Raw genomic sequence first — 15,370 nt, 5'->3', positions numbered from 1 at the left:
GATAACATATGTACATAGTTTTGAAAGGAATGAAGAGTATGACACAACGTATTGAAGATCTTTCGATTGCAACAATTCGTACTTTATCAATCGATGCGATTGAAAAAGCAAATTCAGGTCACCCAGGTATGCCAATGGGAGCTGCTCCAATGGCATATACATTGTGGACAAAATTTATGAACATCAATCCAAAGAATCCAAACTGGTTCAACCGTGACCGCTTTGTATTATCAGCAGGACACGGATCGGCACTATTATACAGCTTGCTTCATTTAGCTGGATATGACTTATCAATTGAAGACCTTAAAAACTTCCGTCAATGGGGAAGTAAAACACCAGGTCATCCAGAGTTCGGTCATACAGCAGGTGTTGATGCAACAACTGGCCCACTAGGACAAGGTATTGCAATGGCTGTTGGTAAAGCAATGGCAGAACGTCATTTAGCTGAAACATACAACAAAGAAGGTTTAGAAATTGTAGACCACTTTACGTATGGTATTTGTGGTGACGGAGACTTAATGGAAGGTGTATCTGCTGAAGCAGCTTCATTAGCGGCACACTTAAAATTAGGACGTTTAGTTGTTTTATACGATTCAAATGATATTTCTTTAGACGGAGATTTAGATCGCTCGTTCTCTGAGAACGTAGAAGATCGTTTCAAAGCTTACGGATGGCAAGTAATCCGCGTTGAAGACGGCAATGACTTGACAGCGATTGCAAACGCAATTGAAGAAGCAAAAGGCGATTTAACACGCCCAACGCTAATTGAAGTAAAAACAACAATCGGATTTGGTTCTCCAAACCACGCGGGTACTTCTGGCGTGCACGGTTCTCCATTAGGTTCCGATGAAACAAAATTAACAAAAGAAGCTTATGCATGGACATTTGAAGAAGATTTCTATGTGCCAGAAGAAGTGTATGCTCACTTCAAAGCTACAATTGCTGAAGATGGCCAAAAGAAAGAAAACGAATGGAACGATGTATTTGCACAGTATAAAGAAAAATATCCTGAACTAGGTCGTCAATTTGAACTAGCAGTAGAAGGAAAGTTACCGGAAGGCTGGGAAGAAACGCTTCCAGCATACGAAACGGGTTCAAGCCTAGCTAGCCGTGCTTCTTCGGGAGAAGTATTAAATGCAGTAGCACAAGCTGTACCTCAATTCTTCGGCGGTTCAGCTGACTTAGCTGGCTCAAATAAAACAATGATTAAAGGTTCAGAAGACTTCACTGCAGCTGATTACAGCGGACGTAATATCTGGTTCGGTGTACGTGAATTTGCAATGGGAGCTGCATTAAACGGTATGGCTCTACACGGCGGTGTAAAAGTATTCGGAGGAACATTCTTTGTATTCTCTGATTATCTTCGCCCAGCAATTCGCTTAGCAGCTTTAATGAAGCTTCCTGTAACATATGTATTCACACATGACAGTATCGCAGTTGGAGAAGACGGCCCAACACATGAGCCAATTGAACAATTGCCATCACTTCGTGCAATGCCAGGTCTTTCAGTGGTTCGTCCTGCAGATGCAAATGAAACAGCTGCTGCATGGCGCCTAGCATTAGAGTCAACTGACCGCCCAACGGCGCTTGTATTGACTCGTCAAAACTTGCCTACGCTTGAAGGTACAAAAGAAAATGCATACGAAGGCGTGTCTAAAGGTGCGTACGTTGTATCTAAAGCTGGTAAAGACCAAGCCGATGCATTAATACTTGCAACAGGCTCTGAAGTAAGCCTAGCAGTAGAAGCACAAAAAGCATTAGCTGCAGAAGGCATTGACGTATCTGTAGTAAGTATGCCTGCATGGGATCGTTTCGAAGAGCAATCTGCTGAGTACAAAGAAAGTGTTATCCCTAAATCAGTGAAAAAACGTTTAGGTATTGAAATGGCTTCTACACTTGGCTGGGAACGCTATGTTGGAGACGAAGGACAAGTTCTTGGTATTAATCACTTCGGTGCATCTGCTCCTGGTGAAACAATCATGAAAGAATTTGGTTTTACAGTTGAAAATGTAGTAGCAAAAGTGAAAAGCTTGCTTAATGCATAATTCTTTTTCATAAGAAAGAGCAGACTCCTGTGGTCTGCTCTTTTTTTCGACAAAAAAACAAAGGAATTTTTTCATCGATAGACAAGCATTGCGTACACCATTCGGTATAATGGTACAAAAAAGAACGAGCCGAAAGGGAGGATGAATCGTGAGAACGTATGAAGTATATTTAATGGAGGAAGAAGTTGCATCATCCTATTTTCGAAGAGAAAAGCTCATTTATCAGCTGCTGATTGAATATAGAATGAAGCGTCACTTGAAGGAAACGCACTTACAAAAACAAGTTCATTACATTACTCGGCAACTGCCCATTTCATTTATTCAACGAGAATTACTTCAGGCGTTTTCTCATTATCCTCATTTTTTTACTCATCAAGAGACGTTTGTGCTGGAATATCCTCATAAAAAAAGTCGAGCATCTATAAAATTAACGAATAGCTGTATAACAATTGAAGGAGATGGCAATGTTGATGCTGAGACAGCTTTTTTTGAAGTATTACGCAAGCTAGATCCTTGTTTTTTAGCAGTGAATTATGGAACGGATGAATACGGCTGGCTGAGGCCTGTGAAAACAAGAAAATTTGTGTAATTATTTAAGGAAATTGGAACGGAAATATTGTATAATAGCGTATGGTCTAGTACACTGTAAGTTAGACAACACGAAGGAGGAAGTAATACCATGGGAATGTATATTCTAGTTGGTGTTCTAGCATTAATTGTTGGGATAGCGCTAGGATTTTTCATTGCTCGTAAATATATGATGAGCTATCTGAAGAAAAATCCACCAATTAATGAACAAATGTTAAAAATGATGATGATGCAAATGGGCATGAAACCATCGCAGAAAAAAATTAACCAAATGATGAAAGCAATGAACGGCCAAATTAAATAATGGTTAATTGGACAGACACTCTCTATTCAGAAGGGTGTCTTTTGTTTTATGATAGATATAAGAAAATGGTTGTGGGGCTAGGGGGATACGATGAAAATTTTTCGAGAGCTATGGTGGTTTTTCAAACAGGAAAAAAAGTCTTACATATCGGGGATAGCGCTGCTCATTATTGTGGCAGCATTAGAACTTCTCCCGCCTAAAATTATTGGTTTAACGGTAGATGGCATTAAAGAAGGGACGCTGAATGGAAAGCGCTTAATGCAGATGGTTGGCATTTTGCTAGGAGCTGCTGTTGTGGCCTATTTCACAAGGTACATATGGCGTATTATGATATTTGGTTCATCTGTTAAACTAGCCAAGCAGCTGAGAAATACCCTCTACACTCATTTTACCAAGATGAATCAGGCCTTTTATCAGCGGCGGCGAATTGGGGATTTGATGGCGCATGCAACGAACGATATTCAAGCTATTCAACAAACTGCGGGTTCGGGCGTTCTGACGCTTGTAGATTCGATTGTCACAGGAGGGCTTGTTCTATGCACAATGGCCCTTACAATCAGCTGGAAATTAACGCTTATTTGCCTTATTCCTATGCCGCTTATGGCCGTTTTAACAAGTTACTATGGTACATTGCTTCATGCGCGGTTTCATCACGCACAAGCAGCATTTTCTACTTTAAATGATAAGGTTCAAGAAAGCATTAGCGGAATTAAAGTCATTAAGACGTTTGGGGAAGAAGCAGCTGATGTCGAAGAATTTCGCATTAAGTCTGCAGATGTTGTCCAAAAGAACATGAAAGTAGCCCGAGTAGATGCATTGTTTGATCCGACCATTTCGATTATTGTAGCACTTTCTTTTTTACTTGCTCTTATTTTTGGCAGCAAGATGGTTATTAATGAAGAGTTAACACTGGGGCAGCTTGTTACCTTTACAACTTATTTGGGCCTTCTTATTTGGCCGATGCTCGCGTTTGGCTGGCTATTTAACATTGTGGAACGAGGAAGAGCATCATATGACAGGGTATTTTCTTTATTAAAAGAAGAAAATTCGATTGAAGAAGCAGCGCATCCTAGTGTTGAAATGCCAACAGGAAATATTGAAGCTGTTATTCATAGGTTTTCGTATGTTAAAGAAGATGAATATACGTTAAACGAAATTTATTTTACACTTTCTCGCGGTCAAACGTTAGGTATTGTCGGAAAGACGGGTGCTGGGAAAACCACGCTTTTAAAGCTGCTGCTTCGTGAATTTGATGTAAGCGACGGAGCTGTTTTATGGGGAGGAAAAGACATTAAAGACTATGCTTTTGATTCATTGTACAAAAGCATTGGATATGTTCCTCAAGATCACTTTTTGTTTTCAACAACAGTTGCTGATAATATCGCGTTTGGAAAAAGAGAAGCAAGCAATCAAGAAATTAAAGAATCGGCTAAAGTTGCCAATGTACATAGAGACATCCTCGATTTTACAGATGGCTATCAAACAATAGTAGGTGAAAAAGGCGTTTCGTTATCGGGTGGACAAAAACAGCGTATCTCGATTGCAAGAGCTCTTCTATTAGATCCTGAGCTTTTAATTTTAGACGACTCGCTATCAGCGGTAGATGGAAAAACGGAAGCGGGTATTTTACAAGCGCTGAAGCAGAAACGTCAAAATCGAACAACGATTATTACAGCGCATCGACTGAGCTCGGTTACTCATGCAGACCTGATTCTTGTACTTGATAAAGGGAAAATTATTCAGCGAGGAACTCATGAGGAACTGCTTAGCGTGAGCGGCTGGTACCAGGATATGTACGATAGACAGCAGCTTGAACGTGCGGTAGAAGAAGGAGAGACGAAAAATGAAAATTGAGCATTCTTCGGTACATAAACGTCTGTTTCGCTATACAATTCCGCATAAAAAATCATTTTTTTTAGCGTTCACACTATTATTAATTGCTACGGCTGCGGATTTATTAGGGCCCATTTTGATTAAAATTTTTATTGACGATTATTTAACTCCTAAGTACTTGCCTCTTCAGCCTCTTGTGTGGCTTGCGAGCAGTTATTTGCTTTTACAGCTTTTAAAAATTGTCGTTCAATACTTTCAGCTTCTGCAGTTTCAAAAAATTGCGCTTCAAATTATTCAGCAGATTCGAATTGACGTTTTTTCTCATGTTCATCGCCTGGCTCTTCGCTTTTTTGACAACACGCCAACGGGAAGCCTGGTATCTCGAATTACAAATGACACGGAAGCCATGAAAGAAATGTTTGTGGAAGTCATCGCGGTTTTTATTCAAAATGGGGTATTTTTGATCGGTATTTTTATAGCCATGTTTATGCTAGATGTGAAGCTGGCTTTTTATTGTTTAGTTCTTCTCCCGTTCATTTGGGGACTTATGAAGCTTTATCAGCATTACAGCGCTATTTACTACGGACAGCTCCGAGAAAAGCTAAGTCAATTAAATGCCAAGCTTCATGAGTCTTTGCAAGGCATGTCTATTATTCAGTTATTTCGTCAAGAAAAGCGGCTGCGCTCGGAATTTGAAGAAATTAATGATGAGCATTATAAAGCGGGTATGCGCAATATTAAGTTAGATGGTTTGCTGCTGAGGCCGGCAGTCGAAATACTTTACATTTTAGCCGTTATTCTTGTACTCAGTTATTTTGGTATTTCCGTAGCTGACAGCCCTGTTAAAATTGGTGTTCTTTACGCGTTTATCAACTACTTGGATCGTTTTTTTGAACCTGTTAATGAAATGATGCAGCGTCTTTCTATGTATCAGCAAGCGATGGTATCAGCCTCTCGGGTATTTGACTTGATGGATGAAAAAGAAAAAAATCCAGTCATGACAGGAGAACAAAAGCAGGGGGTACAAAAAGGAACGGTAGAATTCAGAAACGTAACGTTTTCCTATGATGGTGTTCGAGATGTGCTTTCTGATATATCATTTACGGTAAACGAAGGAGAAACAGTGGCTTTAGTAGGCCATACTGGAAGCGGGAAAAGCTCCATCATTAATTTATTAATGCGCTTTTATGAGCAGCAAAAAGGAGACATTTTGATCGATAATAAACCGCTATCGTCTTTTTCAAATAAACAGCTTCGAGATGAGGTAGGGCTGGTGCTGCAAGATGCCTTTTTATTTGCCGATACCGTAAAGCGAAATATTACGCTGCATGAAGACCATTTTTCTGATGAGCAAGTAAAAGCAGCGGCGAAATTTGTGCAAGCTCACGCATTTATCGAAGCACTTCCTAATAAGTATAATGAAGTGCTAGTGGAAAGAGGTTCGACTTTATCAAGCGGTCAGCGCCAGCTCTTAGCATTTGCAAGAACGGTGATTCGAAACCCTAAAATCCTTATTCTTGATGAAGCAACAGCGCACATTGATACAGAAACGGAAGAAGCGATTCAAGAGGTGTTAAGAGATATGGGAAAAGGCCGCACAACGATTGCGATTGCTCATCGCTTATCGACCATTCAACACGCCGACTGTATTTTAGTATTGCATAAAGGAAAAATCGTCGAAAAAGGAACGCACGCTGAACTGCTAAACAAATGCGGTTTGTACTATAATATGTATCAGCTTCAGCACAGTGAAAAAGAAGAGAATTTCAGCAAAGAAACAGGAGTAAAAGAGATTTATACAGAATTGATAGAGTGAAGGTGAAAAAAAGAAACAACCTTCATGAAGAGGTTGTTTCTGTTGTTTGAGTAGGGAATTCATTGTAAACGTTTAATAAATGATCTAATTCTTGACTATGTTTAATAGCAGGTGGAGAGTTTAATCCACTTACTCGGACTATGCGGATGAGTTCTTCTCGTTTCTTTTCAATCGCTAATAGAATATCTTTTTTGGCCAATGCTATGTATCCCTTCTAACAAGTCGTTTACCTAATTATACAAGATAATGGTACTATTTGAAAGAAGTGAGATAAGACAATTTGGTTACAAAATGGTAACGAAAAAGAACAAAAAGAACAAAAAAAGGGAAGTGGGAAATGTGGGAGATTTAAATTTGTTTTTGGCATTTGGCGCGGGGTTTTTATCGTTTATTTCACCCTGCTGTTTGCCTTTGTACCCAGCTTTTTTATCGTACATAACAGGAGTGTCAGTTAGCGAGCTAAAGGAAGGCGCTAAGTCACATCAGCGCAAAGCTTTTATTCACACAGCTTTTTTTCTATTGGGGTTTTCTGTTATTTTCATTATGATTGGCTTTGCCACTTCTTTTATTGGTCAGTGGTTTTTTAACTATAAGGATTTAATTCGGCAGATTGGCGCTATTCTTATTATTTTCTTTGGTCTAGTTGTACTAGGGATTTTTAAGCCTCGAATTCTTATGCAGGAACACAAGCTTAAATTCGCAAATAAGCCGGCTGGACTCTTAGGTTCTTCTTTTATTGGTATGGCTTTTGCTGCCGGCTGGACTCCGTGTACGGGCCCTATTTTAGTATCGGTTATGGCGCTTGCAGCGACAAACCCAGGCTCCGGTCTTTTGTACATGATAACTTATTCACTTGGATTTTCTATTCCATTTTTTATTATGACGTTTTTTATTGGGAAAATGAACTGGTTAAAAAAACATATGAATTCCATGATGAAAGTTGGCGGATACGCAATGATTGGAATGGGATTTATTTTGTATTTTGACTGGATGACAAAAATTATTATTTATACAACGAGCGTATTCGGAGGGTTTACGGGCTTCTGAAAAGGGAAAGTGATACAAAAAGAATCTGGGAATTGGCAGATTCTTTTTATTTTTTAAAAGACAAAATAGTTACTTTCGCTCTTAGGAAATAAGCACAAATATGATGTGAAAAAATATATAGAAAAAATTTATTTTTACTATATCTTCTATAAATACGGAGTGATACAATAAAATCGTCATATTTTTAATTGTTAAAAAGAGGTGTATAAATTGAAAGATATTTTGTTAATCTTGCTTTTGCAACTGATCTATGTACCGATCTTGACGCTGCGCACAATTTTTTTAGTCAAAGGTATGAGTATGTATGCCTCGGTTTTTGGATTTGTTGAAGCGTTAATTTATGTATTCGGCTTATCCCTGGTATTTTCAGGAGATCAAAGCACGCTTGCTATGGTTGTATATGCAGTTGGGTTTGGAGTGGGAATTATCCTTGGAAGTTATATCGAATCTAGACTTGCTATCGGATATACAACATTCTTAGTTAACCTTATGACCAAAAATGAAGAGTTGATTAACCGCCTTCGACAGGAAGGTTTTGGTGTTACTGTTTACCAAGGAGAAGGAAGAGACAGTGCACGCTATAGATTAGACATTTTAACAAAAAGAAGTAGAGAAGAAGAGCTATTAGCATTCATTGAAGAATATGAGCCTCGTGCTTTCATTATTTCATACGAGCCGCGTAAATTTAAAGGCGGGTTCTTACTAAAAGCAATGAAAAAGCAAAAACAAAAGCAAAAAGCAAAAGCAGATATCACCTCTACTAAATAAAAACAGAAGAGATCCTCTTCTGTTTTTTTGTTGCACTTTTACTTCTGATGTTTTTTGGATTATAATATAAGTAAACACTAAACTATAGTAAAGGAAGGATTTCATTGGTTATTGCTTCAACACTTGTCGCAATTTTTATGGCTTCTTTCATATTAGTTGTTCGAATGAAAGCTGCTGATAAACCAACGAATGCAAAAAAAATTATACTTCCGCCTTTTTTTATGAGTACGGGAGCGTTAATGTTTATCTTTCCAATGTTTCGAGTAACGGGTGCAGAACTGCTTGAGGCGTTAATAGCAGGCATGATTTTCTCAATCCTGTTAATTAAAACGTCTAAATTTGAAATTCGTGACGATCATATTTACTTGAAGCGTTCAAAAGCTTTTGCATTCATTATTATTGGTTTGCTTATTATTCGAATTGCAATGAAAATATATTTAAGTTCTTCAATTGATGTTGGCCAGCTTGGCGGTATGTTCTGGATCTTAGCATTTGGTATGATTGTACCTTGGCGCATTGCTATGTACACATCGTACAAAAAGCTCGAACGAAAGCTGCATAATGATCGTCTTGCTAATACAACGATATTAAACTAAAAAAGGTGGCTACGCAGCCACCTTTTTTGATTTAAAATAAATGCTGATAGGGGACGGCATCTATTTTTTGCTTTTTTAATGTTTTTAATAAAAATTTATGATCACGTTTAGGCGTAGCTAAAATGTATCCACGTACGATTAAGTCTTCCGTTATAGAGGCTGCTTGTTCCTCAATTGCGAGTTCCCCAATTTTTCCCGCGATTTTTTGTTTGGCTACATCGCGAAATAGTTCAGGTACTGGTTCAACAAGAACGTTTAATAGCTGCTTTTGATCCGCTGACCAAAGGTGGACGGTTTTGGAAAGATAGTGATCTTGCCAATCAAGCTCAGACATGCCGTCTTCTTTTGGTAAGCGCTTTAAAAATTTCCTGAACATAAAAAATCCGCCGATAGCAAACATGCTCATTAAAAAGACAACCCAAAATAAAATAACCCATAAAAACCAGCCCTCTAGCATATTTTTCACTCCCTTATAAAGAGGTTAAACAAAACATTACTATATTTATACATTTATTATAAAAGCCTTGTTCCTTTTATGGCAATATAAAATTCCTGTACTTTGTAGGAGAAGAAAGTCTTTTTTGACTCATCGATAAGTTTATATAGACTCGCTGACGAGTAAATTATCGTTAGAATTATCTAAAAATCCTTATTTTTCAGCTTTTTAAAAGTTGGCACGTTTTTTGCATATAAACTAATTGAAGAATTATTTAATATGAGAGGAAGATAAAAAATGAGTCAAACTTTTAGCAAAGTAGCAACAAATTTACCGGGAGAAAATGCAAAGCAATTATTAGATAGAAGACACCGTGCCATTCCGAAAGGTGTAAGTTATGGCATTCCGACATTTGCTGATACGGCTGAAGGGGCGATCGTTAAAGATGTCGATGGCAATACGTTTATTGATTTCGTAGGCGCAATTGGCACAATCAATGTAGGACACAGTCATCCAAAAGTAAAAGAAGCGCTTCACAAACAAGTAGACCGTTTTATTCACACAGGATTTAATGTAATGATGTATGAGTCATATGTAGAGCTTGCAGAAAGATTGGCAGCAATTGCACCTGGTGAATTTGACAAGAAAGTATTACTTTTAAATAGCGGAGCAGAAGCTGTAGAAAACGCAGTGAAAATTGCTCGTAAATATACAAAGCGTCAAGGAATTATTTCCTTTAACCGCGGTTTCCATGGTCGTACATTAATGACAATGACAATGACAAGTAAAGTAAAACCATATAAATATGAATTTGGACCGTTTGCTCCTGAAGTTTACAAAGCTCCATATCCTTATGAGTATCGCCGTCCACAAGGGTTATCAGTTGAAGCATACGAAGATTTCATGATTACAGAATTCAAAAACTTCTTAAATACAGAAGTAGCACCGGAAACGATTGCAGCTGTTGTAATGGAGCCGATTCAAGGTGAAGGTGGTTTCATTGTTCCAGGTAAACGTTTTGTGCAAGAAGTGTATCAATTATGTAAAGAGCACGGAATTTTATTTGTATCAGATGAAATTCAAGCAGGATTTGCACGTACAGGCCGCTACTTCGGTATTGAACATTTTGACGTTGAGCCTGATTTAATTACGGTATCAAAATCACTAGGAGCTGGCGTACCAATCAGCGGTGTCATTGGCCGTGCTGAAATCATGGATGAATCTAATCCTGGTGAGCTTGGCGGAACGTATTGTGGAAGTCCTCTTGGATGTGAAGCAGCCTTAGCTGTACTTGATATCATTGAAGAAGAAAAGCTAAACGAACGCGGTGAGTACCTTGGAAAAGTGGTAACATCACGATTTGAAAAACTAGCAGAAAAATATGACTGTATCGGTGATATTCGCGGATTAGGAGCGATGTCTGCGATTGAGCTTGTGAAAGACCGTGAAACAAAAGAAGCGGACAAAGAGCTTACACAGCGTATCGTAAAAGAAGCAAACAAACGTGGATTATTACTGCTTAGCGCAGGAGTATTTGGAAACGTTCTTCGTATCTTAATGCCGATTGTTATTACGGATGAGCAGCTAGAAGAAGGCTTAGCTATTTTTGAAGCAGCACTAGAAGCAAGCGTACAGCAGACTGTTGAAGTGTAAGAGAAATTGAGATATGAGTGAAGAGAGAACTCTTCACTCATTCTTCATGAATTACAAAGAATGGGTATGTTTGGACACTCTATTTATAGATGTTTCATTTTCTGATAAAATAAAATAATAATTATTTTTTGACGAAAAGGTGATTCAAATGACCATTCATAAAAAGCATATTCAGCAAATTAACGACGAACTTTACGATATATTTGAGTCATCATTTGATGAAATCTTTGTAACTGATGCAAATGGGTATGTATTAGTTGTAAATTCAGAGTGTGAAAAAAATTATGCTTTGAAAGTGGAAGATTTTATTGGAAAGCACGTAAAAGAACTGCAGGAAATGGGTATTTTTTATCCTTCGGCCACGTTAAAGGTGATTGAATCTAATCAAGCAATTGAATTGGTTCAAAAAACAAACTCCGGCCGGTATCTTCATGTGCGGACAAGGCCGGTATTTACCAATGAGGGGCATTTAAAAAGTGTTATTAGCTATTCTCGAGATCTCACAGACTTAATGGAATTAAAACGAAAAGTAGAAGAGATGGAAGAACAGCTTGAAAACTATAAAAAAGAGTTAAATGAATCCGTAGACTTAGAAGGCATTGTGACAAAAAGCGAAGCGATGAAAAAGGTTTTTTCAACCATTCAACGAGTTGCTTCTGTAAATACAACCGTTCTTTTACTTGGAGAAACAGGGGTAGGAAAAAGCAGAGTAGCAAAACTGCTTCACCAGCTTAGTACAAGAAAACAGCAGCCGTATCATGAGCTTAATTGTGCAGCGCTTCCTGAACAGCTTATTGAATCAGAGCTATTTGGCTATGAAGGCGGTACGTTCACTGGAGCATTTCGAGAAGGGAAAAAAGGTATCATTGAGCTTTCGAACGAAGGCACGCTTTTTCTAGATGAGATTGGTGAACTTTCTCTTTCAGCACAAAGTAAGTTGCTCCATGTACTGCAAGACCGTACAATTCGTCCCGTGGGTTCAACAAAAGCAGTATCAATAGATGTACGAATTATTGCTGCTACGAATCAAAATCTGGAGCAAATGGTGGAAGAAGGAAAGTTTAGACGTGATTTGTACTATCGACTGAACGTAGTGCCAATTACGATTCCACCTTTACGAGAGCGAAAAGAAGATATTCTGCCTCTTGTCTATCAATTTCTTCATCATTTTAATACGGTATACGAACGTAATGTACGCTTATCACCAAAGGCGTTAGATGCATTTTTAGGTCAGGAATGGAAAGGAAACGTTCGCGAAGTGGAAAATATCATTGAGCGCCTGGTTGTTACAGGAGAAGAAATGATTACGCTTAAAGACTTGCCGTTTGCAAAAGAGTTTGCTATCGATCCACCTGTTCATACGCTTCCTGAAATGATTGAACATGTGGAAAAAGAAATGGTCATCAAGGCGTTTGAACAGCATAGGTCATCTTACAAAGTAGCCGAACAGCTTGGTATTAGCCAATCACAAGCGAGTCGTAAAATCCGAAAATACGTGTCGGACAGCACCGAACAGTGAGTAGATAAATTTAAGCAGGGAGTGAAGAAATATGAAGCAAGCAAACTTATATATTAACGGAGAATTTGTTTCAACAAATGATACATACGAAGTGGTAAATCCAGCGACAAATGAAGTAGTAGCTACCGTTGCAAAAGGCGGAGAAAAAGAAGCGAAGCTAGCAGCAGATGCTGCCTATGAAGCGTTTCAAACATGGTCTAAAAAAACAGCAGAAGAGCGCGGCAAACTATTATTTAAATGGCATCAGCTGATTGAAGAACACACGGATGAACTGGCTGAAATAATGACAGTCGAGCAAGGTAAGCCTCTTAAAGAAGCAAAAGGTGAAATTGGCTACGCCAACGGATTCGTGTCATGGTACGCAGAAGAAGGAAAACGAATTTACGGAGAAACAATTCCAGCTTCTTCTCCTAATAAACGTCTATTTGCTCACAAGCAGCCAGTGGGAGTTATGGCAGCTATTACGCCGTGGAACTTCCCGGCAGCAATGATTACACGTAAAGTAGCGCCAGCTTTAGCAGCTGGATGTACAGCGGTTATTAAGCCGGCAGAACAGACGCCATTGACGGCTCTTCGTCTAGCAGAACTGGCAGAAGAAGCAGGTATTCCAAAAGGCGTAATTAATGTAGTTACGGGAGATGCAAAAGCGATTGGAGAAGCGTGGCTTCAAGATGGACGTGTACGTAAACTATCGTTTACGGGTTCTACAGAAGTAGGTAAACTGTTAATGCGCGGAGCAGCTGATACGGTTAAAAAAGTGTCTTTAGAATTAGGCGGACACGCTCCGTTTATCGTAACAGCAAATGCTGATTTAGATAAAGCAGTAACAAATGCAATTGCTTCTAAATTCCGCAACGCTGGTCAAACATGCGTATGTACAAACCGCATCTACGTGCACGAGTCTATTGCTAAACCGTTCGCAGAGCAGTTTGCAGCGGCTGTTAGTCAGCTGAAAGTCGGAAACGGCTTAGAAGAAGGTACGGATATCGGACCTCTAATCGATGAAAAAGCGTTAGAAAAAGTAAAGCGCCACTTAGATGATGTTGTAGCAAAAGGTGGAAACGTCTTAACTGGAGGGGCTGTACGCGAAGAGGGAAGCGGACTGTTTGTTGAACCTACGGTTGTAGATGGTGCAACGGATGATATGCTTTGTATGTACGAGGAAACATTCGGGCCAATTGCTCCAATTGCGACGTATCAAACAGAAGAAGAAGTTATTCGCCGTGCAAATAACTCGCCTTACGGATTAGCAGCCTATGTGTTCACTGAAAATATTTCAGAAGCTATTCGTATTGCTGAAGCTTTAGAATATGGTATTGTAGGGCTAAATGATGGACTACCTTCTACACCACAAGCGCCGTTTGGCGGCTTTAAAGAAAGTGGACTTGGACGTGAAGGCGGACATTACGGAATTGAAGAATATTTAGAAGTGAAATATATTTCTTTAGGCTTTTAACAAAAAGTGATTTCGCTTTCCTGCGAAATCACTTTTTTAGTAATAGTACACGTGGGGAATTTGTGCATGTACGGATTGGAAATTCATGAATAAAAAACAAAATTCTTCTAGAGTACAGCATTCGAGATCTTCGCAATCGTGAGAGTTAAAAAAATCTTCAAGTATAGTTGCCTCCACGTCTTTAAATAACCAGTGGTGTTCAACATCCTCAAAATTGCCGCGATAAACCTCACTTAACCCATAAAAGTCGAATATATCTTCCAGCTGCTTCTGTTGCATAGCCATCCCTCCTCTTCCTAGTATAAGAAAAAGAAAGAGATATTAAACAAGCTGTCATATTACTTTGTTTTTTTTATAAAATCTCGTATAGTTAATAGTAATGACAAGCAAAGGAGTTTCGGCATGTTTACATATATCACGTTATTTGGTTTTCTTGGATTCGCTGTGTATTCGAGTACGTGGATTTATTCAATTGTCAAAAAAGATGGAAGAGCAAAGAAAAATGGAAAGGGTACTCTTATTAGTTTTCTTGTGATGCTTATCGGGTTAGTCGGTCTGCAGTTTACGTAACCATAGATTATTTTGACATTTTTACCACCTTCACTTATAGTTAACTTTGGGCGAACATATGTATGATTTTGGTCACGGTGCTTGCCTTAAGTTGAAAAAGAAAGAAGGTGGCATATTTGAGATATCACACACATATTGCAACATCGATTGCTGCCGGTGCCGGTGTGGCTATAACAGGAGACGCTTCGTTTACATTTCCTTATGTTGTAGGCATTGCGATTGGAGCGCTGCTTCCTGATATTGATGAACCAAATTCATATATTGGTAGAAGATCTCTTGGTCTCGCAAAAGTCATTAAATCTATTTTTGGTCACCGAGGTATTACGCATTCTATTCTTGCAAGCGGACTTATTTTTTATTTACATACGATGTATAACAACGATTTTACATTAGGAATAGCCTATGGATACGCTTTTCATATTCTTGGAGATTTCTTTTCTAAACGAGGGGTACCTTTTTTCTCTCCTCTTAGCAAGAAGAAGTTTAAGCCTCCTTTAACATATGAAACAGGTAGCGGAGCAGAGACTCTCATCTTTTACCTGGCAGTGATAGGAAGTTTTTATATGCTTTATAAGTATCAGCTGTACACCCAGCTGTTTTAAAGGAAGAAGAGGCTGGGACAAAAGTATGTTAGCCAAGGTGAATGACGAACTATTGATCAAAATGTTTGATTGGTGGTTCGTTTTTTATTGGAATGGTGAACGTAGGTCTCATCTGTTTAGTTGCTTCTAGCGGTTGA

Annotated in this window: 16 protein-coding genes; 13 read left to right on the top strand and 3 right to left on the bottom strand. The window is 38.7% G+C overall.

Translation table 11 applies throughout. The features are described from left to right. The first annotated feature begins 38 nt into the window (after positions 1-38). The 5 genes from tkt to MKY06_RS20850 all read left to right on the top strand — a co-directional run bounded on the left by tkt (position 39) and on the right by MKY06_RS20850 (position 6,586). Positions 39-2,045, top strand: coding sequence for a transketolase (gene tkt, locus MKY06_RS20870; RefSeq protein ID WP_013058774.1), 2,007 nt, complete (start codon positions 39-41; stop codon positions 2,043-2,045). 148 nt (positions 2,046-2,193) lie between these two features. Beyond that, the gene (sirA, locus tag MKY06_RS20865; RefSeq protein ID WP_013058773.1) at positions 2,194-2,634 is read left to right on the top strand and encodes a sporulation inhibitor of replication protein SirA; all 441 of its coding nucleotides are present in this window, start codon (positions 2,194-2,196) and stop codon (positions 2,632-2,634) included. A 90-nt stretch (positions 2,635-2,724) separates the two neighbouring features. Continuing rightward, positions 2,725-2,937 carry a YneF family protein gene (locus MKY06_RS20860; RefSeq protein WP_013058772.1) on the top strand — a complete coding sequence of 71 codons (213 nt, stop codon included), beginning with the start codon at positions 2,725-2,727 and terminating at the stop codon, positions 2,935-2,937. A 90-nt stretch (positions 2,938-3,027) separates the two neighbouring features. After that, positions 3,028-4,791, top strand: coding sequence for an ABC transporter transmembrane domain-containing protein (locus tag MKY06_RS20855; RefSeq protein ID WP_098279096.1), 1,764 nt, complete (start codon positions 3,028-3,030; stop codon positions 4,789-4,791). Then, positions 4,781-6,586, top strand: coding sequence for an ABC transporter ATP-binding protein (locus MKY06_RS20850; protein WP_013058770.1), 1,806 nt, complete (start codon positions 4,781-4,783; stop codon positions 6,584-6,586). The genes MKY06_RS20855 and MKY06_RS20850 overlap by 11 nt, the downstream gene beginning before the upstream one ends. A gap of 22 nt (positions 6,587-6,608) precedes the next feature. Here MKY06_RS20850 and MKY06_RS20845 read toward each other — a convergent pair whose 3' ends face one another. Next, positions 6,609-6,785, bottom strand: a complete 177-nt coding sequence (locus MKY06_RS20845; RefSeq protein WP_013058769.1) for an aspartyl-phosphate phosphatase Spo0E family protein — start codon at positions 6,783-6,785, stop codon at positions 6,609-6,611. Positions 6,786-6,925: 140 nt separating this feature from the next. Here MKY06_RS20845 and MKY06_RS20840 point away from each other — a divergent pair, with 140 nt between their 5' ends. The 3 genes from MKY06_RS20840 (at position 6,926) to MKY06_RS20830 (ending at position 8,997) form a co-directional block, all read left to right on the top strand. Then, positions 6,926-7,633 carry a cytochrome c biogenesis CcdA family protein gene (locus tag MKY06_RS20840; protein ID WP_013058768.1) on the top strand — a complete coding sequence of 236 codons (708 nt, stop codon included), beginning with the start codon at positions 6,926-6,928 and terminating at the stop codon, positions 7,631-7,633. A gap of 210 nt (positions 7,634-7,843) precedes the next feature. Then, positions 7,844-8,401, top strand: coding sequence for a DUF2179 domain-containing protein (locus MKY06_RS20835; RefSeq protein WP_013058767.1), 558 nt, complete (start codon positions 7,844-7,846; stop codon positions 8,399-8,401). 104 nt (positions 8,402-8,505) lie between these two features. Continuing rightward, positions 8,506-8,997: a CcdC family protein gene (locus tag MKY06_RS20830; protein WP_013058766.1), complete on the top strand. Its 492-nt coding sequence runs from the start codon at positions 8,506-8,508 to the stop codon at positions 8,995-8,997. A 31-nt stretch (positions 8,998-9,028) separates the two neighbouring features. Here MKY06_RS20830 and MKY06_RS20825 read toward each other — a convergent pair whose 3' ends face one another. Then, the gene (locus MKY06_RS20825) at positions 9,029-9,454 is read right to left on the bottom strand and encodes a DUF2621 domain-containing protein (RefSeq protein WP_013058765.1); all 426 of its coding nucleotides are present in this window, start codon (positions 9,452-9,454) and stop codon (positions 9,029-9,031) included. Between the two features lie 276 nt (positions 9,455-9,730). Here MKY06_RS20825 and gabT point away from each other — a divergent pair, with 276 nt between their 5' ends. The 3 genes from gabT to MKY06_RS20810 all read left to right on the top strand — a co-directional run bounded on the left by gabT (position 9,731) and on the right by MKY06_RS20810 (position 14,061). After that, complete coding sequence (gene gabT, locus MKY06_RS20820) at positions 9,731-11,086, top strand: 4-aminobutyrate--2-oxoglutarate transaminase (RefSeq protein ID WP_014458523.1); 1,356 nt, start codon at positions 9,731-9,733, stop codon at positions 11,084-11,086. A 148-nt stretch (positions 11,087-11,234) separates the two neighbouring features. Next, positions 11,235-12,605, top strand: coding sequence for a sigma-54 interaction domain-containing protein (locus MKY06_RS20815; RefSeq protein WP_098279097.1), 1,371 nt, complete (start codon positions 11,235-11,237; stop codon positions 12,603-12,605). 31 nt (positions 12,606-12,636) lie between these two features. Continuing rightward, positions 12,637-14,061: an NAD-dependent succinate-semialdehyde dehydrogenase gene (locus MKY06_RS20810; RefSeq protein WP_098279098.1), complete on the top strand. Its 1,425-nt coding sequence runs from the start codon at positions 12,637-12,639 to the stop codon at positions 14,059-14,061. 36 nt (positions 14,062-14,097) lie between these two features. Here MKY06_RS20810 and MKY06_RS20805 read toward each other — a convergent pair whose 3' ends face one another. Continuing rightward, positions 14,098-14,340, bottom strand: coding sequence for a hypothetical protein (locus tag MKY06_RS20805; RefSeq protein ID WP_029320678.1), 243 nt, complete (start codon positions 14,338-14,340; stop codon positions 14,098-14,100). Positions 14,341-14,463: 123 nt separating this feature from the next. Here MKY06_RS20805 and MKY06_RS20800 point away from each other — a divergent pair, with 123 nt between their 5' ends. Both MKY06_RS20800 and MKY06_RS20795 read left to right on the top strand, forming a co-directional pair. After that, positions 14,464-14,631, top strand: coding sequence for a hypothetical protein (locus tag MKY06_RS20800; RefSeq protein WP_013058761.1), 168 nt, complete (start codon positions 14,464-14,466; stop codon positions 14,629-14,631). A 116-nt stretch (positions 14,632-14,747) separates the two neighbouring features. Continuing rightward, entirely contained in the window at positions 14,748-15,233 is a 486-nt protein-coding gene (locus tag MKY06_RS20795; protein ID WP_013058760.1) for a metal-dependent hydrolase, read from the top strand. Positions 15,234-15,370 lie beyond the last annotated feature (137 nt).

This window comes from Priestia sp. FSL P4-0332 (assembly GCF_038005845.1).
In the GTDB taxonomy this organism is placed as follows: Bacteria; Bacillota; Bacilli; order Bacillales; family Bacillaceae_H; genus Priestia.
The sequence above is the reverse complement of the archived record's forward strand: the minus strand, read 5'-3'. Positions and strand labels throughout refer to the sequence as shown.

Coding starts and splice junctions, on each gene's coding strand:
- gabT (WP_014458523.1), top strand. CDS start 9,731: ATGAGTCAAACTTTTAGCAAAGTAGCAACAAATTTACCGGGAGAAAAT.
- MKY06_RS20805 (WP_029320678.1), bottom strand. CDS start 14,340: ATGCAACAGAAGCAGCTGGAAGATATATTCGACTTTTATGGGTTAAGT.
- MKY06_RS20860 (WP_013058772.1), top strand. CDS start 2,725: ATGGGAATGTATATTCTAGTTGGTGTTCTAGCATTAATTGTTGGGATA.
- MKY06_RS20800 (WP_013058761.1), top strand. CDS start 14,464: ATGTTTACATATATCACGTTATTTGGTTTTCTTGGATTCGCTGTGTAT.
- MKY06_RS20825 (WP_013058765.1), bottom strand. CDS start 9,454: ATGCTAGAGGGCTGGTTTTTATGGGTTATTTTATTTTGGGTTGTCTTT.
- MKY06_RS20855 (WP_098279096.1), top strand. CDS start 3,028: ATGAAAATTTTTCGAGAGCTATGGTGGTTTTTCAAACAGGAAAAAAAG.
- MKY06_RS20815 (WP_098279097.1), top strand. CDS start 11,235: ATGACCATTCATAAAAAGCATATTCAGCAAATTAACGACGAACTTTAC.
- MKY06_RS20850 (WP_013058770.1), top strand. CDS start 4,781: ATGAAAATTGAGCATTCTTCGGTACATAAACGTCTGTTTCGCTATACA.
- MKY06_RS20810 (WP_098279098.1), top strand. CDS start 12,637: ATGAAGCAAGCAAACTTATATATTAACGGAGAATTTGTTTCAACAAAT.
- tkt (WP_013058774.1), top strand. CDS start 39: ATGACACAACGTATTGAAGATCTTTCGATTGCAACAATTCGTACTTTA.